At 67.6% G+C, this 19,390-nt stretch carries 17 protein-coding genes and 1 pseudogene; 8 read left to right on the top strand and 10 right to left on the bottom strand.

Annotation, left to right across the window (positions count from 1 at the left end; genetic code table 11):
• Positions 1-134, top strand: a pseudogene (locus tag F3H10_RS06815) (C-terminal binding protein); the annotation flags it as partial.
• 31 nt (positions 135-165) lie between these two features.
• On the opposite strand, the gene F3H10_RS06810 reads toward F3H10_RS06815, so the two are convergent.
• Positions 166-999, bottom strand: a complete 834-nt coding sequence (locus F3H10_RS06810; RefSeq protein ID WP_149784043.1) for a DUF6663 family protein — start codon at positions 997-999, stop codon at positions 166-168.
• 163 nt (positions 1,000-1,162) lie between these two features.
• Here F3H10_RS06810 and F3H10_RS06805 point away from each other — a divergent pair, with 163 nt between their 5' ends.
• A complete protein-coding gene (locus tag F3H10_RS06805; protein WP_149784042.1) occupies positions 1,163-1,786 on the top strand; it encodes a methyltransferase domain-containing protein in 624 nt (207 codons plus the stop codon).
• A 65-nt stretch (positions 1,787-1,851) separates the two neighbouring features.
• Here the strand turns inward: F3H10_RS06805 and F3H10_RS06800 are convergent, their stop codons facing one another.
• A complete protein-coding gene (locus F3H10_RS06800) occupies positions 1,852-2,280 on the bottom strand; it encodes a type IV pilin N-terminal domain-containing protein (RefSeq protein ID WP_262488559.1) in 429 nt (142 codons plus the stop codon).
• A gap of 126 nt (positions 2,281-2,406) precedes the next feature.
• Positions 2,407-3,729, bottom strand: a complete 1,323-nt coding sequence (locus tag F3H10_RS06795; protein WP_149784041.1) for a DUF7094 domain-containing protein — start codon at positions 3,727-3,729, stop codon at positions 2,407-2,409.
• Positions 3,730-3,933: 204 nt separating this feature from the next.
• Here F3H10_RS06795 and F3H10_RS06790 point away from each other — a divergent pair, with 204 nt between their 5' ends.
• The 4 genes from F3H10_RS06790 (at position 3,934) to F3H10_RS06775 (ending at position 7,487) form a co-directional block, all read left to right on the top strand.
• Positions 3,934-5,238, top strand: a complete 1,305-nt coding sequence (locus tag F3H10_RS06790) for a helix-turn-helix transcriptional regulator (RefSeq protein WP_149784040.1) — start codon at positions 3,934-3,936, stop codon at positions 5,236-5,238.
• Positions 5,239-5,318: 80 nt separating this feature from the next.
• Complete coding sequence (locus F3H10_RS06785) at positions 5,319-5,849, top strand: DUF5817 domain-containing protein (RefSeq protein ID WP_149784039.1); 531 nt, start codon at positions 5,319-5,321, stop codon at positions 5,847-5,849.
• A gap of 43 nt (positions 5,850-5,892) precedes the next feature.
• Complete coding sequence (locus F3H10_RS06780) at positions 5,893-6,915, top strand: DUF7490 domain-containing protein (protein WP_149784038.1); 1,023 nt, start codon at positions 5,893-5,895, stop codon at positions 6,913-6,915.
• Positions 6,912-7,487 (top strand): hypothetical protein, encoded by a 576-nt coding sequence (locus F3H10_RS06775; protein ID WP_149784037.1) that lies wholly within the window; start codon positions 6,912-6,914, stop codon positions 7,485-7,487. Before F3H10_RS06780 ends, F3H10_RS06775 begins: the two co-directional genes overlap by 4 nt.
• Positions 7,488-7,496: 9 nt before the next feature.
• On the opposite strand, the gene F3H10_RS06770 is transcribed toward F3H10_RS06775, so the two are convergent.
• Both F3H10_RS06770 and F3H10_RS06765 read right to left on the bottom strand, forming a co-directional pair.
• The gene (locus tag F3H10_RS06770; protein WP_223174233.1) at positions 7,497-7,880 is read right to left on the bottom strand and encodes a hypothetical protein; all 384 of its coding nucleotides are present in this window, start codon (positions 7,878-7,880) and stop codon (positions 7,497-7,499) included.
• 44 nt (positions 7,881-7,924) lie between these two features.
• Positions 7,925-8,758 (bottom strand): ubiquinol-cytochrome c reductase iron-sulfur subunit, encoded by an 834-nt coding sequence (locus tag F3H10_RS06765; protein ID WP_149784036.1) that lies wholly within the window; start codon positions 8,756-8,758, stop codon positions 7,925-7,927.
• 187 nt (positions 8,759-8,945) lie between these two features.
• On the opposite strand from F3H10_RS06765, the gene ppc reads away from it, so the two are divergent.
• A complete protein-coding gene (gene ppc / locus F3H10_RS06760) occupies positions 8,946-11,648 on the top strand; it encodes a phosphoenolpyruvate carboxylase (protein WP_149784035.1) in 2,703 nt (900 codons plus the stop codon).
• A 76-nt stretch (positions 11,649-11,724) separates the two neighbouring features.
• On the opposite strand, the gene F3H10_RS06755 is transcribed toward ppc, so the two are convergent.
• The 4 genes from F3H10_RS06755 to F3H10_RS06740 all read right to left on the bottom strand — a co-directional run bounded on the left by F3H10_RS06755 (position 11,725) and on the right by F3H10_RS06740 (position 17,848).
• Positions 11,725-12,903 carry a trans-sulfuration enzyme family protein gene (locus tag F3H10_RS06755; RefSeq protein WP_149784034.1) on the bottom strand — a complete coding sequence of 393 codons (1,179 nt, stop codon included), beginning with the start codon at positions 12,901-12,903 and terminating at the stop codon, positions 11,725-11,727.
• Positions 12,904-13,211: 308 nt separating this feature from the next.
• Positions 13,212-13,667: a 30S ribosomal protein S19e gene (locus F3H10_RS06750; protein WP_149784033.1), complete on the bottom strand. Its 456-nt coding sequence runs from the start codon at positions 13,665-13,667 to the stop codon at positions 13,212-13,214.
• Positions 13,668-13,770: 103 nt separating this feature from the next.
• A complete protein-coding gene (gene hmgB / locus F3H10_RS06745) occupies positions 13,771-15,114 on the bottom strand; it encodes a hydroxymethylglutaryl-CoA synthase (RefSeq protein ID WP_149784032.1) in 1,344 nt (447 codons plus the stop codon).
• A gap of 73 nt (positions 15,115-15,187) precedes the next feature.
• Positions 15,188-17,848, bottom strand: a complete 2,661-nt coding sequence (locus F3H10_RS06740) for a polymer-forming cytoskeletal protein (protein WP_188127888.1) — start codon at positions 17,846-17,848, stop codon at positions 15,188-15,190.
• A 230-nt stretch (positions 17,849-18,078) separates the two neighbouring features.
• Here F3H10_RS06740 and F3H10_RS06735 point away from each other — a divergent pair, with 230 nt between their 5' ends.
• Positions 18,079-18,804 carry a nucleoside phosphorylase gene (locus F3H10_RS06735; RefSeq protein WP_149784030.1) on the top strand — a complete coding sequence of 242 codons (726 nt, stop codon included), beginning with the start codon at positions 18,079-18,081 and terminating at the stop codon, positions 18,802-18,804.
• Between the two features lie 32 nt (positions 18,805-18,836).
• Here F3H10_RS06735 and F3H10_RS06730 read toward each other — a convergent pair whose 3' ends face one another.
• On the bottom strand, positions 18,837-19,286 hold the full coding sequence (locus tag F3H10_RS06730; RefSeq protein WP_149784029.1) for a UPF0179 family protein: 450 nt from the start codon (positions 19,284-19,286) through the stop codon (positions 18,837-18,839).
• Between the last annotated feature and the right edge of the window lie 104 nt (positions 19,287-19,390).

Below are 19,390 nucleotides of genomic sequence, written 5' to 3'. Positions count from 1 at the left end.
TCACGCCGCACGCCGCCTGGTACAGCGAGGACGCCCGTGAGGAGTTGAACCGGAGCGCCGCCGCCGACGTCGCCGCCGTTCTCACCGGCGAGGTTCCCGACGGGCGCGTGGACCCGAACGCGGACTGGCTGTAGGTCGAGCGGTCACGGGCCGTAGGTCGGGGGCTCACAGCCGGTCGGTGAGATCGAACTCCGATCCGTCACCGTCGGGTCCGTCGTCCGAACCCTCGTCGTCCGCGTCGTCCGAACCCTCGTCGTCCGCGTCGTCCGAACCGCCGGCGTCCTCGGATCCCCCCGTCTCGATCGTGTCGACGCCGGCAGATTCCAGTCCGGCGGCCAGTCCATCGCCGAGTCCGTAGGTGTCCCGGACCGTCCTCGCGAGCACCCCGTCCCGCTCGAAGACGACGTAGACGGCGACGAACTCGTGGGCGGCCGGCCGGAGCACGAACACCTCTCGGGGCGCGTCGTCCCCTCGGGTCTCGTTGACCCGATCGACGAGCGGCTCCACCGGGAGCCGGGCCGCCCGAAGCTCCGCGAACGTGTCGGTTCCGGAACCGTCGGCGAACAGGTAGAGCGCGCCGTTCGGCTCGCCGTCGGTCGACCGCGTCGTGACCGATCCCATCGCCTCACCGTCGGCGCGGATCGTCCGCCACGCGTCGACGGCCGCCTCGAACATCCCCTCGACGCCGTCGGCGAACCGGAACCGGCTCTCGCGGACGGTCGTCACCTCGGTGAACCGCGCGGTGCCGTCCTCCCACGCCAGCGTCGCGTCGACGACGTTACCGGGATCGAGATCGGCGACCCGCTCGGCGAGTTCGCCCTCGTACCCGGTGGCCGTCGCGTACAGCGGGTCGTACGCCTCCGCGGCGTCCGGATCGGTCGGGTCGATCGCGTCCTCGGGCAGTTCGACGAGGACGAACTCGGCGGGCCCGTCGCCGCCGTCGACGGGTCGTGGTCGGCGGTCGTGGACCCGGAATCGACCGGTCGTCGTCGGGTTCATACGGACGGGACGGACGGTCGTCGGATAAGCCGGTCGGAACCGGACGGCGTCGGATCGGAACCGACTCCGTCGTCGAGTCGGGATCGGCCCCGCCGTCGAGTCAGCGTCGCCGGCCCGGACCGGATCCGTGTCGTTATGGGGTCGGCTCCCCAACCGGCGGTCAATGGGGATCCTCGAGGACAAGTCGAACGCCCGGCTGTTCTACAAGTACCTCTCGAAGGTGTACGACCGGGTCAACCGATTCAACTGGAACGAGGAGATGCGGGCGGAGGCGCTCTCGTGGCTGGAGTTCGGCGAGGACGACCGCGTGCTCGACGTGGGCTGCGGGACGGGATTCGGCACCGAGGGCCTCTTGGAGCACGCCGACGACGTCCACGGGCTCGACCAGAGCGTCCACCAGATGGAGAAGGCCTTCGAGAAGTTCGGGAAACGCGATCGGGTCGACTTCTACCGCGGCGACGCCGAGCGACTCCCCTTCCGGGACGACGTCTTCGACGTGGTCTGGTCGTCCGGCTCGATCGAGTACTGGCCGAACCCCGTCGAGGGACTCAGGGAGCTCCGTCGCGTCGCGAAGCCGGGCGGGCAGGTGCTCGTCGTCGGCCCCGACTACCCGCACAACCGCGTCCTCCAGCGGGTCGCCGACGCGATCATGCTCTTCTACGACGAGGCCGAGGCCGATCGGATGTTCGAGGAGGCCGGCTACGAGACGTTCGAACACCACATCCAGCGCGCGACGCCCCGGAGCCCGCGGGCGATCACGACCGTCGCGCGGGTCCCCGAGGAGTAGGTCGTCGCGCGGGTCCCCGAGGAGTAGGTCGTCGCGCGGGTCCCCGAGGGGTCCCGGGCCGACGCTCATCCCGGACGGGCCGTCGCCTCCAGCGTCGCGACCGGTCGCTCGCGAACGGCGAGGCGCACCTCGACCCGATCGCCGGGAGCGACGTGGGGATCGTTCGTCCCGGCGATCCGGAACGACGCGGACCCGCCGACGACCCACTCGTCGTCGCTCGCGGCGTTGAACGCCCCGGTGGGTCCGGGTCTGAATCCGGCCGCGGAGAAGAACGGCACCGGCGGCTGACGAGCCAGCGGCTCCCCGTTCACGCTGACGCGGACGGACAGATCGTCGACGGCGATCGGATCGCCGCCGTCGTGGGTGAGCGTGATCCGATCGCCCTCGACCTCCATCGAGACCATCGCGGTCGGGGCCGGTTCGGCGGGCGGATCGATCGTCGTCGCCGCCGTGACGCCGACCGCGAGAACGACGGTCATCGCGACGAGCAGCAGCCCGGCGAGCGGAGCGAGCGCGCGCGCCGAGTGGGACGGGTTCGACGCGTTCGACGCGTGTGATGGGGTTCGGGACGGCACGGGCCGTCTGGTTCGTGATCGGATAAAAGGGGTCGCCGCCGACGGTCACCCGCCGTCGTCCGTCTCGGACCCGTCCGCGACGTCGTCCGTCACCCGCGGCGTCTCGATGGGGTCGATGTCGTCGATCACGGCGACTCGCGGCTCGTCCACGACGGTGATCCGGTACGAAGCGGCCGGCGAGAGCGTCCGAACCACGCCGTCCCCGTCGGTGTTCCCGATCGTCTCGCTCGGACTGCCGCCGGAGCTCTTCGTCACCGTGATCCCCTCGAGCGGGTCGTCGGTGGCCGGATCGAGAACCGTGACGGTCACCGGTCCGCCGGGGTACGTCCGGTTGACGGTGACGTTGAAGCCGTCCTCCGACGTCGACACGGAGTCCGTGTCGGGGAACGCCGAGAGCGCCATCCGCTGGTGTTCGAGGAACACCTGCTCCGTGCCGCCGCTGACGAACGTCCGGAGGCTCCCGAAGTCGTGATCGACGGTGATCCGCTGGACCGCCCCCGCACCGAGCGCGTTCGGCTCCCGGAGGTCGGTCGTCTCCGGGTAGCTCTCGATCGTCGCGTTGATCGCGGCTTCGCTTCCGAGGTCGTCGCCACCGCGGTCCCACCGATCGCGCCGGAACGCCTCCCTGACGTATTGGTCGCCGTCGATCGCGGCGAGGACCAGTGCGTTCGAACTCGACTGGACGTGGATCTCGGTTCCCGTCCGATCGCCGCGGACCGTCTCGAGCGCGATCCGTCGGACGGGACCGTCGTACACCTGAAGCCGGACCTGAAGCGCGCTGACGCGGTCCGGCGTGTTGAACCCGTCCGTCTCCTCGGCGAGCTCGGAGAGCGTGTCGAGCCGACTGTCGTACTCGCGTGCGAGCGCCGCGATCCGAACCAGCTCGTCGAGGAGCTCGCGGTCGGTCAGCTCTCCCGAGGCGTGTGCGTTGATCGCCGTCGTCTGTCGACTGTCGAGGCTCACCTCGTTCTGTTCGACCTCGTTTATCGCGGAGAGGATGCGTCGCTGACGCTCGGCGTTCGTCTCGGCGGACTCGATGCGCCGTACCGCCGTTTCCGTCCGGAGGGCCGCGTCCGAGTCGCCGACCGCGAGCCCCAGGGACGTGCCGAGGTTGACGCCGCGCCGGTGGCTCGAGAGCCGCGGCTCGACCCCGGGGGGCGTCGACAACACGCGGAGCGTGAAGTTCTCGCCGTGTGTCGAGGCCGGTCCCGTTGCCGGGTCGATCGATCCCGTCCGAGCGGGGTCGGACTCGGGGACGGCGGACGCCGAGGCGGACCGAGCGTCGGCCGTCGCTCCGGCGGGACCGACCCCTGCGGCGATCGAGGAGACGAGGAGGAGGACGGCGACGAAGACCGAGAGGGCTCTCATCGTCGTCCGCTTCTCCGGCGAGGGTGAAAAACCCACCTCAACTCGGCGGGGGTCCGCCACGACCGACGGCGCGGGACCCGTGCCGTCTCAACGCGGAGATCCCCGCGATCGGCGACCGAGACCCGCCGCCGTCACGGGTCTCCGCGATCGACGAGACCGGGTATAGAAAGCGTTTTGCCCGGGGCGCGAGTGCCCCCGAACTACATGCGGAACCCCGCGACCCGCGTTCTCCTCGTCGCGTTCCTCGTCCTTGCCCTCGCGGGCGGATCGGGGATCGCGGTCGGGGAGACCGCTCCCTCCATCCACCCGTCACCGCCGGATCCGACGCACTCGAGTTCGATAGGGCCCGGCCCGTCAGCCCAGGTCGACGGGGCGGCCGTGCCGACGGGCGAGACGCGGATACGGATCGACTTACGGCCGAACCGCGACGCGCGGTGGGAGGTCGTCGTTCGCTACGAGTTCGCCGAACCGAACCGAACCGCCGCGTTCGAGACCGTCGGAGAGCGGTTCGTCGACGGGGAGGTGGGACCGTCACCGGCCCTGTTCGAGCGGTTCGCCGAGGAGGCGAGCCGAAGCGCCGACCGCGAGATGTCGGTGGTGAACGTCGACCGCGAGTTCGTCGTCATCGAGGACCCCGGGACGGCGAACGGGACGGACGGGGACGGAGGCGTCGACGGGGACGGAACCGACGAAAGCGTCGGAGCCGAGGACGTCGCTGCGGCCGGGGAGTTGCGGTTGACCTTCGTCTGGACCGACTTCCTCGCGGAGGACGACCAGGACCTCGTGTTGGGCGACGCGTTGACGACCACCGAGAACGGGACCTGGCTCCGGTCGCTTCAGTCCGGCCAGACGATCGAGGTGACCACGCCGGAGGGGTTCTCCGTCTCGGGGACGCCGGGCGCGAACGTGAGACTCGAGGACAACTCCGTGGTCATCGAGGGGCCGCGAGTGTTCGCCGACGGCGACCGCGTGGCGGTCGTGTATTCGCCGACGTCGCCGCCGCCGACCGAGGAAACGCCGCCGTGGACGCTGTTGGCCGGCGCGATCGTCCTCGCCGCGGTCGTCATCGCCGGAGGGCTCATCGGCTATCGCCGGCTCGAGTCCGGGGGCGACCCGACGTCGTCCGACGGGCCCGACGGACCCGACCCGGGGGCGGCGGCCGGCATCTCGGCGGCCGCCGGGGACGACGACGCCCCGGACGCACGGGACGACGGCGATCCCGGCGGCGAGGGCGAGGACGGCGAACCCGAGGAGGACCTCTCGCTCCTCTCCGACGAGGAGCGCGTCGAGCGCCTGCTCGATCGGAACGGCGGACGGATGCGACAGGCCGACATCGTCGGGGAGACGGGGTGGTCCGACGCGAAGGTCTCCCAGCTCCTCTCGGCGATGGCCGACGAGGGACGCGTCGAGAAGCTCCGGCTCGGTCGGGAGAACCTGATATCGCTGCCCGACGACCCCGACGCGGACGGGTCCGACGGAGCGGGCGGGTCCCCGGGCGACGAGGCCTGAGTCGACCCGTCTCGTCGCCACCGGCCGACGGCGAACCCGGGAGCCGAGGGTTCAAATCGGAGGCCGGCGAAGGGTCGGGCATGTACGCGGTCGTCGGGTGTAACCGGTGTGGAAACCTCTGGCTCGTTCGCGACCCGCGATCGAGCGAGACGGCCCGTTGTTCGCGGTGTGAAACCACCCATCGAACCGCGAAGCTCAAACGCCTCTTCGAGTCCGACGACCGCGAGGCGGCCCGCGAGGCGCGTGCGGCCCTGCTCGCCGAGAAACGGGGCGACGGCGAGGCCTTCGCCGACGTCGGGCACGTCTCGGAGCTCGAACGCGCCGTCGAGGACGCCGGGATCGACGACCGGGAGTACCTCGAAGCCTCGGGGCTCGACGCCGACGCGGTGTTCGACGCCGGCTCGCGTGCCGAGGGGAGCGCCGGGTCGACTCGCTCGCGGGAGGAGGTCGTCCGGGACGGGGTCGACGAGGCCGCGGAACCGACCGAGGAACGGATCGTCGCGTACGCGACGGACCACGGCGTTCCCGCCGAAGCGGCCCGTGACCTCCTGGAGAAACTGACGCGTCGCGGGGAACTCTCGGAGTCGCAGGGTCGGTACCGGACCCTTTGATCCGGCGGACAAAGCACTTACCCCCGGGCCCGGATCGCGGCGTATGGACACGCGAACCACCCTCCTGGCGGTCGCCGCCGCGGTCGTGCTCGCGGGCGCGGTCGGGATCGTCGCGGTCCCCGACGCGATCGACGACCCGCGGGCGGAGACGGACCGACCCGGACAGATCGACCTCGCGGACGTCGTCGTCTCGCCCGGCGAGGTCCGCGGGGAGACGGCCACGCTCGACCTCCTCGTCGACCTCAGACACCGCGGCTCGACCGTCGAGAACGTCACGGTCCGCCACCGCGCGATCGACGCGGACTCCGGGCTGCTCGTCGACGAGACGACCGTCGACGTCGGCGACGTCGACCGCGAGGGGGAGACGACCGTGAACGGCAGCCTCGACGTGGAACGGGAGGGCGGGTATCGCCTCGAGACGGTGGTCTACGCCGACGGCCAGCGTCGAAGCGAGCGGACCACGCGGGTCGCCGGCGTCTCGGCGCTCACGCCGACGTACGCGGACTCCCCGGTCGAGTTCGCCGACGGGAACGTCTGGCCGACCGTCGCCGTGAGCGTGGCCGGGACGAGCGAGGAGACGGCGACCCTCTCGGTGTCGGTGTCGGTCACGAACCGCGGCGACGACGCCTCCGAGGAGATCGACCTCCGGCTGCTGCTCCGACAGGCCGACTCCAACGTGATCGCCGACGAGGCGACCGAGACGGTCGGGTCGGTGCGTCCGGGCCGCACCGCCACGGTGACGACGACGCTCGAGGCCCCGGACGGGTACAACTACTACGTCGACGCCGCGCTCTTCGACGACGACGTCCTGATCGACGAGACGCAGGGCGTGGCCAACCTCGATCCGCAGGAGCGGATCACCGCGAACGAGACGGTCCGGGACGTCTCCTTCGAGATCGAGGACTTCTCCGAGGAGGCCGGCGACGACGCCCTCGACGGCGGCGCCGACGACGGCGCGCCGGACCGCGGAGACGCGAGCACCGACGACGCGACGCCCGGATTCGGGTTCGTCGTCGCGGTGGCGGGGCTCCTCGCCGCCGCGCTTCTCGCACGGAGGGAGTCATGAGCGACGACCCCTCCGACGGGCCGCCGAACGCCCGGACCGATCGCGACCGAGCCACCGACCGACGAGACGCCCGCCCGACCGACTCACGGAACACCGACGCCATGACCGACACCTCAGACGAAACGGAGACCGATTCGACGCGGACCGCCCCGACGACCGCTCCAGCAGCCGAGTCGGCGACCACTCCAGCAGCCGAGCCGGCGACCGCCCCGGACGGGGGCACCGCGGAGGACGACCCCGAACCGGCCGAGGAGAGCGGGTCTCGACTCTCCCGGCTCTCCTCCGAGGACCTCCGCGGGCTGCTCGACCGGATCGGCCTCGCCGCCCTGGTGTTGCTCGCGCTGATCGCGGGCTGGAGCTTCTACAGCCAGACCGGGCGGGCGATCCGGACGTGGCTCGATCCCGCCTACCAGCCGATCGCGCTCGCGGCGTTCAACCTCGCGGTGCTCTTCGTCGCGCTCGCCGGCGTGGCCCACCAGCTCTACCGGATCCGCGTCGGCGACGGCGGGACGGCCGATCCCGAGCCGCCCCGAACCGAAGAGCCGCGGGCGTCCGAGGACGCGGAACGATAGACGACGGGGCTACTCCTCGGGCAGGTCTTCGGTGTTTGCGGGGATCCGTTCGACCCGCCCCGCGAGCGTCGCGGCGTCGCCGGCGACGGTCGACGCCTCGACGCCCGCCTCGTCCGCGACCAGTTGGACGTGCGCCGCGAGCAGCGCGAGCGCGCGCAACCCCTCCGACTCGGGGTCGTCGGCGGTTCGCTGGGCGAACGTGGTGTCCACCTCGCCGTCGCGGACGACGCCGACGTGAACCGCCTCTATCTCGTCGCCGTCGAGCAGATCGCGGGCGCGCTCGAGTTCGGCCGCGAACTCGTCGCGCTCGTCGTCGCGTTCGTGGTCGTCGCCGCGTTCGTGGTCGTCGTCACGTTCGTCGCCGCCCTCCGACCGCGGGTCGTCGTCGCTCATGGACGCGCTTCGGACGAACGAGGGAAAAACGCCGCGCTACGCGGTCAGTCCGGACGCGGCCGCGCGACGAACAGCGCCTGTTCGAGCGTGAACGGGTCGTAGCCGGACTGGTGACAGACGCAGTAGGTCCCGTCGCCGACGCCGTACCGGGAGGACTCCTCGAGCTGTTTGTAGCCGGGGATACAACAGAAGTGCGTACAGACGTTGAGGTACGCCATGAACCCCTGGTCGGTCGAGGCCTCGATCCACTCGTCCTCCTGGGCGGCCTCCTCGATCCGCGTCGAGCGGATGACGGTCGCGTTGAGACTGGAGTCCGCGTCCTCCGAGCGCCACGTCACGGCCGCCGGCTTGCCGACACCGTCGCTCCCGACGCCGTTGCCCCACGTGTCGTAGTTCTGGAAGTCGTCGATGTGGATGCGGTCGCCCGAGTCGTACGTGTCGTCCTGCCACTCGTACTGGCCCGTCTCCGCCCGGAAGAGGTTGTCCGACTCGAAGTTCGGTGCCACGTTCTCCTGTGACTCCACGCCGCAGTACTGGAACCACGCGCCGGAGTACGTGCGCCCGCCGAGCTGCTCCTGGGCGACTTCGATCTCCACCCCGTTCTGCTCGATCGTCTGGACCTCGGGCCAGATCCCCTCGATGTACCCGTCGTCGGTGACGCGGACCGGGATCTGCGGGAGTCCGCGCGGAGCCGGTCCGGTCACCTTGGCGATCGTCATCGCGGTGGTCTGACCGCCGCCGACGCCGCCCGCCGTCGTCAGGGTGTTCACCGTCACCGACCCCGTCGCGCCGACCCCCGCGAGGGCCGCGCCGCCGACGACGCCCTTGACGAAGCGCCGCCGCCCGGACTCGGCCGGGTACTTGTCGGACATGCTCATACGATCGGTTCGGGATGGACCGGTAAAAAGGGTGACGAACCCGCCGGTTCTCCCCGGGTCGAAGCGAGGCCCCCGACGGCGCCTCGGCGAAGTCCACACGCAAACGATCGTGAACGTTCACTCGAATCCGAGGCAAACGTTCGGGGATACGGCGGTTTTAACCGGAACCCACCGAAGTGTGGATGGTATGGAGTTGCACAATCGGAGCGTGCGGACGGACGTCCGCGAGCTCGGCGCGCTGCTGGGCGACGTCCTCGCCGCACAGACCTCGACGGAGGCCTACGAGACGGTCGAGGACCTCCGGACCGCCGCGATCGAGTACCGCCAAGGCGACGCGTCGAGTCGTGGCGTCCTCGAGGAGACGATCGACGACCTCTCGGGACCTCGTCAGGACGTCGTCGCGCGGGCGTTTACGACGTACTTCGAGCTGATCAACCTCGCGGAGGAGCGCGAGCGGGTCCGCTCGGTCAGGAACGCGGACGCCGACGGCTCGTTACACGACTCCCTCGAGGCGACGGTCTCGGAGCTCGCGGCGGCCGGCGTCGAGGCCGACGAGTTCGAGGAGCTGCTCGCGGACGTGCTCATCGAGCCGACGTTCACCGCCCACCCGACGGAGGCGCGGCGGGCGACCGTCAAGGCGAAGCTCCGCTCGATCGCGACCCACCTCGAGGAGCTGGACGAGCGCGACATGACCGACCGCGAGCGCGACGCCGTCTGGCGCGACGTCACCGCCGAGGTGACGAGCCTCTGGGGGACCCGACAGGTGCGCCAGCGCCGTCCGGAGCCCGCAGACGAGGCCCGAAACGTCCAGTGGTACCTCGAGAACACGCTGTTCGACGTGGTCGGCGACGCCTACGAGGAGTTCGAGGAGACGATCTCGAGCGAGTACGAGGACGTCGACTGCCCGAAGCTGTTCGAGTTCCGCTCGTGGGCGGGCTCCGACCGCGACGGCAACCCGTTCGTCACGCCGGAGGTGACGGCGGAGACGCTCGAGCGACAGCGGGCGGTCGCCATCGACAAGTACCGCGACCAGTGTAAGCGGCTCTCGGCGGTGTTGAGCCAGGACGGCGACCGGTACGCGGTGGACGGCCCGCTTCGGGAGTCGCTCGCGGCGGACGCCGAGCGCTTCCCGACGGTGGTGAAGGAGGCCCGCGAGCGGTACCCCGACGAGCCGTACCGCCAGAAGCTGAAGCTGATGCGCGAGCGGCTCGATCGCGTCGACGACGTGCGGCCGGGCGGGTATCCCGACGGCGAGGCGTTCCTCGCGGATCTCGAGGTCATCGCGGAGTCGCTGACGGTCGACCGCAACGACGTGGTCCGCACGTCGTTCATCGAGCCGCTCCGCCGCCAGGTCGACACGTTCGGGTTCGTCCTCGCGTCGCTCGACCTCCGGGACCACCGCGAGAACCACACCGACGCCGTCGCCGAGGCGGTCGCGGCCGAGGGGGTCGACTACCGCGGAATGGACGAGGAGGCCCGCACCGAGTTCCTCACCGAGGCGATCCTCCAGGAGGAGCCCGTCGTCGACGCCGAGGAGCCCGGCGACGTCTCCGAGACGACCGACCGCGTGTTCCGTCGCTTCCGCGAGCTCGCCGACTGGCAGGCGGAGTACGGGTCCCAGGCGATAGACACCTACTGCATCTCGATGACCGAGGAGCCGAGCCACGTCCTCGAGGTGCTCTTCTTAGCCGACCAGGTCGGCGTCGTCTCGCTTCCGGACCACTGCGGGCTCGACGTCGTCCCGCTCTTAGAGACCGAGTCCGCGCTCAACGGCGCGGAGCGGATCCTCGGGACGCTCTTCGAGAACGAGGCGTACGGAACCGCCCTCGAGACCAGAGGGGAGATCCAGGAGGTAATGTTGGGCTACTCCGACTCCAACAAGGAGAACGGCTTTCTCGCGGCCAACTGGGACCTCTACAAGAACCAGCGCCGGCTCGCGAGCTTCTGCCGCGAGGAGGACGTCACCCTCCGGCTGTTCCACGGTCGGGGCGGGTCCATCTCCCGCGGCGGCGGGCCGATGAACGAGGCGCTGCTCGCGCTCCCGAACGAGACGGTCACCGGGCAGGTGAAGTTCACCGAGCAGGGCGAGGCGATAGCCGAGAAGTACGCAAACCACCGGATCGCCGAGCGCGAACTCGAACAGATGCTCGACGCGCAGATCCGCGCCCGCCACGAGGCCAACGAGGAGCCGACGGAGGACGTTCCCGACGAGTGGGTCGACGCGATGGAGACGATGGTCCCGGCCGCCCGGAACACCTACCGCGACCTGTTGAACACCGACGGGTTCGTCTCCTATTTCGGACAGGCGACGCCCATCTCCGTCGTCGAGGACCTCAACCTCGGGTCCCGGCCCGCCTCCCGGAGCGGGGAGCGCACCGTCGAGGACCTCAGGGCGATCCCGTGGGTGTTCTCGTGGACGCAGACCCGGCTCATCCTCCCCGGCTGGTACGCGCTGGGGTCCGGACTCGACGCCTACCTCGAGGCGGTCGGCGAGGAGGCGGGCCTCGAGACGCTCCGGGAGATGTACGAGGAGTGGCCGTTCTTCCGGACGACGCTCGACAACGCCGCGCTCGCGCTCGCGCGGACGGAGCCGGAGATCGCCGCCGAGTACGCCGACCTGGCCGACGACGACCTCCGAGAGCGGTTCTTCCCGGAACTCGTCGGAGAGTACGAACGCGGACGGGAGCTCGTGCTCGCGATCAGCGGTCGCGACGAGCTCATCCGGCGCGACTGGCTCGCCGAGAGCCTCGAGCGGCGGAACCCCTACGTCGACCCGCTCAACCTGCTCCAAGCCGACCTGCTCGGGCGGGGCGACCGGACGGAGGCGGAGGAGCGAACCCTCCGGCTCACCGTCAACGGGATCGCGGCCGGGATGAAGAACACCGGGTGACGCGAACGTTCACCGCCGGAGCGACCTCCGGGGCGACTCTCGAACCGACCCGAACCGATCGAGGAGAAGCGCGAACCTACGGGAGCGCCGACCGGAGGTCCTCACGGAGGTCGTCGGCGTCTTCGAGGCCGACCGACACCCGAACCAGCGTCTCGGGGATCTCCGCCGTGGCCTCCCCGTGACTCACCTCGTCGGGGAGCATCAGCGACGGCACCTCGATGAGGCTCTCGACGCCCCCGAGACTGGCTCCCGGCGTGAACACGTCGAGGCCCTCGACGAACGCTTCGAGCTCGACGAGTGTGCCGTCGAACTCGAACGACAGCATCCCGCTGTACCCCGACATCTGTTCGCTCGCGAGGTCGTGTTGCGGATGGCTCTCGAGACCCGGATAGCGAACCCGAACGACCCGATCGTGGTCCTCGAGGAACCTCGCGACCGCCGTCGCGTTCTCCTCGTGGTGTTCCATCCGTGCCGGGAGCGTCTTGATGCCCCGCGCGACCAGATAACAGTCGAACGGCGAGAGCACGTTCCCGAGCCCGATCCGCTGGGAGAACGCCAGCTTCTCGAAGACCGCGTCGTCGTCGGTGATGACGGCACCGCCGATGGAGTCGGAGTGTCCGTTGAGATACTTCGTGGTGCTGTGGACGACGACGTCGGCACCCAGTTCGAGCGGAGCCTGGAAGTACGGGCTCGCGAACGTGCTGTCGACCCCGAACGGGACGTCGTGGTCATCGGCGACGTCGGCCATCGATCGGACGTCACACAACCGCACCAGCGGATTCGTCGGCGTCTCCGCCCAGATCAGGTCGGTATCCGGGTCGACGGCATCGGCGACGTTTTCGGGGTCGCGGGCGTCGACGAAGTCGACGTCGACGCCGAAGTGACCGGCGACGAGTTCCGTGAGCAGCTTCTCGGTCCCGCCGTAGACGGAGTCCGACGAGACGACGTGACCTCCCGGCGGGACCAGCGACAGGACCGTCGTCGAGATGGCGGCCATTCCCGAAGCGAACGCCAGCCCGTGGTCACCGCCTTCGAGACGGGCCAACCGCACCTCGAGAGCCGCCCTCGTCGGGTTGCTCTCGCGGGAGTAGTCGTGTTCGTTGGCGTCGTCACCGTCGGCCCACCGAAAGGTGCTCGAGAGATGGACCGGCGGGACGACGTCGTGCGCCCCGCGCCCGTGAGAACGCGTCGCGTTGCCGGCTGCCCCGACGGCGATCGTCGCGAATCGGTCCTCGCGAGCGTCGCGCCCCGTCATCGTCGGATCACCCGACGATCCGCTCGAAGTCGGACGGTACCGGTTGGGTCGTCCATGGGAGACGTTCGGCGTGGCGGGGGATACGTCCGGAGGTCGAGGCGAGACTGGCCGAGACGAACACGCGGCCGATCTGCCGAATTCAATTTTGATATATCGTTATAGAGTATACTACACGGTCGCTCCTTGAGGTCGGGGGCTCTACCTCGAATCGTGCTGAAAAGTGGACGTCGACGGAATCGAGCAGCCCTGACGCCGACGAGCCGACGGCTCACGGCGCGACGAAACGCGAAAAACGGAGAAGACCGGTCTCAGGCGTAGCGTTCGAGTTCCGGCCGGTCGAGGTCCTCGAAGACCTCGGTCGCGACCTCCGAGAGGAACGCCTCGCCCTCGTCGGACACCCGGCGACCCTCGCCGGCGGCGGTGGTGACGAGCCCTTCCTCCTCGAGCGCCTGAAGCGACGCACGGATGAGCTTGCGGGAGCCGCTCTCGTGCTCGCCGGGACGGACGATGTATCGGTTGGAGCCACGCTTCTTCGAGCCGTACTCCGTGGCGAGCCGCTCGATGCCGACCGGCTCGTTCTGGGCGACCTTGCGGAGGAGACTCGCCGAGCGGACGTACCAGAAGTCGTCCTGTTCGGGCGGGAGCTCCTTGCCCGCGCCGGTCTTGGTGAACTCCACCCAGTCGGGCTCGTCGATCCGGTCCTCGAGTCGCGCCGCGACGGCCTCGATGAGGGCGTCCGCCGGCACGTCGTAGATGGTTACCATTAGGGGAGAATTCAGCCCAAGGTCGTTTAAACCCATCGTATTCGAGAGCCGTCGTGTGAGCCGTTTTCACGGAGAACGGCGGGCCTGACGGCTCGCCGGGAGGCTACTCGACGTACTCGTATTTCCGCTCGTTCATCCGGCCCCAGCCGGTGAAGACGAACTCCCCTTCGGGGGCGGTGAATTCCTCGATCTCGCGGTCGAGGTCCTTGTCGTACTCGTGGATGTCGTGGACGTCCTCGTACTCCTCCCACGAGAGGTCGTATCGGTCCTCGAGTTGGTCGTCGATGTCGAGCGCGTCGACCTCCGAACGCCACCCCTCACGAACCGTCTCGGCGTGGATCTCGGCCTGCGCGCCGGAGCCGTAGGAGGCGACGAGCAGCGTCTCGCCGACGAAGTCGCGGTCACGCGCGAGCGCGTCGCGAAGGGCGCTCACGCGGGCGACGTGGACCGAGGAGGTGTACCAGTTTCCGACCTCCCGGGAGAGCCCCAGCGTGGGCTCGACGGCGTCGTCGTACCACGTCCGATACTGCTCCGTCGTCTTCAGATCGTCCATGTAGCCGCGGATCGCCTCCTCGTAGGCCTCGCGGTCGTCGTACTCGTCCTCGCGCGGCTGGCGGCCGATCTCGCCGGCGAGGTCGTCCTCGTACTCGGTGTCGCGGATCACGTGGCGGTACGCGAGCAGGGCGGCCTTCCGGACCATCCCCGGGAACGGCGTGTGGAACGGGGCGTACGCGAAGTCGTCGAGTTCGATCTTCCCCGCGACCGACTCGTAGTCCTCGAGCGCCTCGCGCATCCGCGAGAGGTACACCTGCATCGAGCGCTTGCCGTCGACGCTCGGGAACTGCTGGTTCGGCTTCAGGAAGTCCGTCTCGTCCTTCGAGCCGTATCCCTGGTCGTCCGAGAGCTCGACGAGGTTCGGCTTCTCGGCGATAAGCATCGCGACCGCGCCCGCGCCCTGGGTCGCCTCGCCGGGGTCGCCGCGGGCGTACAGCGCGGTGTCGGTCGCGATCACGAGCGCCGCCCGGCCGCGGTTCCGCCCCGCGCGGATCCAGTTGTACGCGTCGTCGACGGCCTGCGTGCCGGCGACACAGGCGAACTTGCGCTCGCCCTTGTTGGCGTGGACGAAGTCGCCGTCGTACACCTTCTCGAGACACCCCGCGATGTACGTCGAGACGGGCTTGGAGTGGTCGAACGCCGATTCCGTGGCGACGTCGATCCGCCCGATGTCGTCGGGAACGAGCCCCTTGCGGTCCATCAGGCGCTTGGCCGCGTTCGCGCCCATGGTGACGATGTCCTCGTAGACGTCCGGAAACGAGGAGTTCGTGAGCCCGAGTCCCTTCGTGTACTTCTCCGGGTCGTCGCCCTTCTGCGGGGCGAACGTGCCCGGTAAGTCGAGTTTGAGCTTTCCGGATCGGATCTCGATGGCGTCGATCCCCACTGCGGTCATAAACGGTCGTTCATGGGACAGGCATATGGGTGTGTCGATAGGGTGTTACGTCGGTCGTCGAACACTGGCGACACTAATAGTTCTCGTTGACATACGTGGAACAGTTCTGTCCGCTGATCGTAGACCCCTGTCCACAGCTGATGTCACCGGCAGAATCGACGAACACGTCCGCTTGAACCGCACTCGATTGACCGAGAGAGACCTGTCCATCGGAAGTCACGCTGCCTTCGATGATGGCCCCCTGTTCGATAGTCACGTCGCCGCTGGCAACGACATCACCTCTGATGATCGAATCCTGTCCGATCGTCACTGCTCCCTCACTCGTGACGGTCCCATCCACTTCTGAATCGAAATTCAGTGTGATATCACCCCGTGCGTTTACCCCTCCCCCGACAACCGACTCTTGGCCGATTGTCACCGCTCCATCACTGATGATGGTTCCGCCCACCTCCGAACGGAAGTTCGTGGTGACATCCCCTTGCGCATCGACACCGCCTCCAACGACTGACTCTTGACCGACCGTCACCGCTCCACGACTCGTGACGGGTCCATCCACTTCCGAGCGGAGATTCAAAGTTACATCTCCTTGCGCATCAAGGCTATCTCCAATAGTGGACTCTTGGCCGACTGTCACCGCTCCACCGCTCGTGACGGACCCACTCACCTCCGAACCGGAGTTCATCGTAACATCACCGTTACCACTCGCATCACCGCTGATTGTGTGATCTGATGCGACGGTCAGTGATCCGGTCGAAAAGACGTTTCCGTTAACGTCGTTACTCACAGTCCGGTCTCCCGCTGCGGGCGCGATACCGAACGTCGTCATCGCTGTCGACCCGCTTGCCGGTTGTTCGAACACGACGTTATACTGTTCACCCGCGACATCGCCGGTACTGACGCCGTCAACCGTGACTTGGAGTTCGATTCCACTCGGATCACCACCAGATCCCGCCGTATAGACGATCTCCGCATTAGGTCCTCCAACGGTGATTTCGGCAGTTCCTGATCCAGCATCAACCGTTACGGTCGCCCCGTTGTACTGGACCTCTTGGCTGCCCGGAGGACCACCAACATCCTGCGGATCGTTGAGATCAATAACGATTTCTTCTCCCTCTGCCAGATCTCCGTCCAGCGAGAAGGAGAATGTCTGACTCTCACTGTTCGAGTTCTCAACCATATTCGTCACGAAGACCGAACTGAATTCGGTGATCTGTGTTCCATTAGTAGGTTCGGTAATCGTTACTTCAGCAGTTCCTACCTCCGTTTCGTCAGTCCAGCGACCACTGGCATCCTGCCCTCGAACCGTAACGTCATACGCACCAGTTTCCCAGGAGTCCGTAGATATCACCTCAGAGAGGCTGTACGTTCGTTCCGTGGTATCCGGGTCGTAGTTGAACGAGGTTGTGTAGGATGTACCATTCTCATGTTCAGCAAGGACTTCCGCGGCTTGGATCGGCGTTCCAGTTCGTATCGGGGATCCGTCGCCAACGCTGCTGATCGTGGAAGTGAGACTGAACGAATTTCCACGTGGGAGAGTTGTGGGTGAGACGGCAGTATCGTATACCTCCGGACCAGACACATTCCCGTTGCTGTCAGACGTCTCCGAAGGGATAACGACTCTCTCGTAGCCCTCGCCGTCTGTGCCGTCAGCATCGACACCATTGATCGTGAAGACCGTTCCACTCTCAGATCGAACTTGCCCGTTCGAATCTGTCCGAAGCGTTTGTTCGGGATCTGTGGCAGTCGTACTGTTGTAAACATCAACTTTCGCACCCGTGACTGGGTTATTATATCGATCACGAACCTCCACGATAGCGGTCCCACTCTCTGGAATTCGCACGATGTATCCGCTCGATTCGTCCTCAGCCGTGAGCCCAGACCCGATCCCAGCCTTTCCGATCCTAAGCTCGTACGACTCGGCGTTGATCGTCAGTCGAATATTATCTTCAGAAGTTACGCTAACAGTACCGTTTTCGATCCGGTCATCCCACTCAGTTGTGAGTCGCTCAAGTTGCTGATCCCCGGAGACGCTCGTCGGAAGAACGATCTCTAATGGTTCTGTCGGGTTTTCTCGCGTCAGTGTTACCGTTCGTTGACTCGCCGAGAGGGTCCTCGGTTCGATGCTCTGCTGATCAACACCACTCTCCGAGAGTTCTCCATCAAGCAGTGGGATCATCACGACACGCTGTTCATTACGAACGAGCGACTGTCCGGATCTTCCGAGTGCGGTTTCGTCGAATTCCGCAACGACGAGCGAATGTTCATACAGCAGATCCGGATCTCCTTGGATCTCGTTGTAGTTCACTGAATATCGAACCGAACGGGTGTTGAACGTGAGATTTCCGGCGTCATTATTCGGCCCATTCGTCCAGAAATCTCCTATATTCCCGTCTTCGGATACGTTAGCGTTCTCGATACGTAGCTCACGTGGTTCACTCGTTGATAACGATCCCGAGACGGGTGGGGGATTCAAAAAGAACGTCCGGGGTGGATACCGAGTCCCAAATTGGAGCGAAACGGGTCCGGAGTCTCCAGTCGTACTGGCAGATAACAGAGAATTCCGCAGGTCCAGGAACTCCCCTTCCACCTGCTGGCTGTGTTCGAACTCGATCTCCTCGTTTTCCGCGGGTACGAACTGGACCTGATACGTCGCCATCGCGAGGATCAGGAAGCCGAAGAGGATCACCGTCCCCACCACGACCGACTGGCCCCGACGGTCGTGACTGAAACTCATTGCCGTCTCTGGGTCGCCAACGGTTATAAATTCCCGCGACCGTGTTTCACGCGCGATAACCACCATTCCTCCGAGACGAACTACGACCCGAGACGGTCGGGATCGATCCGGCCGACCCACCGTCCATACACTTCATATCGGTATAGCAAATTCCGATCCGATCGCGATCTAGGCCTGATCCCCCACCGAGTACCGGGTCGTTTTTGCGCGCGGCCGCTGGAGACGGTCGTATGGCGAAACAGCCGCATCTGCTGGTGGAGGAGGGCGACGTCCACGAGACCGCGATCGTTCCCGGCGACCCGGGCCGCGTCGACCGGATCGCGGACCTGTGTGACGACAGCGAACTCGTCGCCGAGAACCGCGAGTACAAGGTCGTCAACGCGACCTACGAGGGCGTCGACCTCACGATCTGTTCGACCGGGATCGGCTGCCCGTCCGCGGCCATCGCCGTCGAGGAACTCTCGCGGGTCGGCGTCGAGACGTTCGTCCGCTGTGGCACCTGCGGGGCGCTCCAGGCCGACATGGAGGTCGGCGACATGGTCGTCGCGACCGGCGCGGCCAAAGAGGAGGGGACGAGCAAGCGCTACGAAGACGAAGTGTACCCGGCGGTCCCGGACTACGAGGTGCTCTCCGCGCTCGTCGACGGCGCGGAGGCGAACGACGAGGAGGTCCACGTCGGCCCCATCGTCTCCGACGACGCCTTCTACAACGAGAGCGACGAGTACGTGGTCGATTGGGAGGACGCGAACCTGCTGGCGATCGAGATGGAGGCCGCGACCGTGTTCTCGCTCGCCCGCCGGAAGGGCCTGGCCGCCGGCGCGATCTGTACCGTCGACGGCAACCTCGTCGCGGGCACCCAGAAGGGCGCCGACTCCGACGACGAGCTCCCCGAGAAGGCGAAGGACAACGTCGAGCGCGCGATCCGGATCACGCTCGATGCGGTCACCGGGCTGTAGGGTCGGTTCGACGCCGGCTCTTCCGAGCCCGCTCACTCCTCCTCGGCTTTGAACTCCACGAGCGTCAACTCTCGGTCGAGCGCGCAGTAGTCGTGCGGCGGGTCTCCGAGCACCCGCTCGATCCGGCGCTCCTCGTCGAAGTCGGCCCCGTCGGGGACGCAGTACTCGTGGCTCGGGCACTCGGTGTGGGGACACGGCCCGGCGAGCGTCGCCCGGCTCCCGGCGTACGCGCCCTTCGACGGGACGTTGGCGGGGACCGGCGCGGGCTCGACCTCGACCGCGCGGACGCCGGCGTCGTGGACGGCACAGTCGAGCGTCTGGGCGTTCTCGCGCACGTCGGTGACCCGGTACCGCGTCCCGACCGAGAGGTTGAGACACTGGCTTCGGTAGGGACAGCCCGCACAGTCGGACGACTCCCCCTCGTAGACGAACTCGCGCCCCGTGTCCGCGAGCCGCGAGCCGATGAGCGTGACCGTGGGCATGCCCGGAGGGAGGTCCCCCGGCGTCGTAAGCCTCCCGCATCGGAGGGGACGACGACGACCGCCCCCACGCCGCCTCGCCCGCGACCGCCGAAGGCAACGTACAT

It is taken from the genome of Halorubrum aquaticum (genome assembly GCF_900113615.1).
GTDB classification, from domain to species: domain Archaea; phylum Halobacteriota; class Halobacteria; order Halobacteriales; family Haloferacaceae; genus Halorubrum; species Halorubrum aquaticum.
Note: the sequence above shows the minus strand (reverse complement) of the source record. Positions and strands in the feature narration are given on the sequence as shown.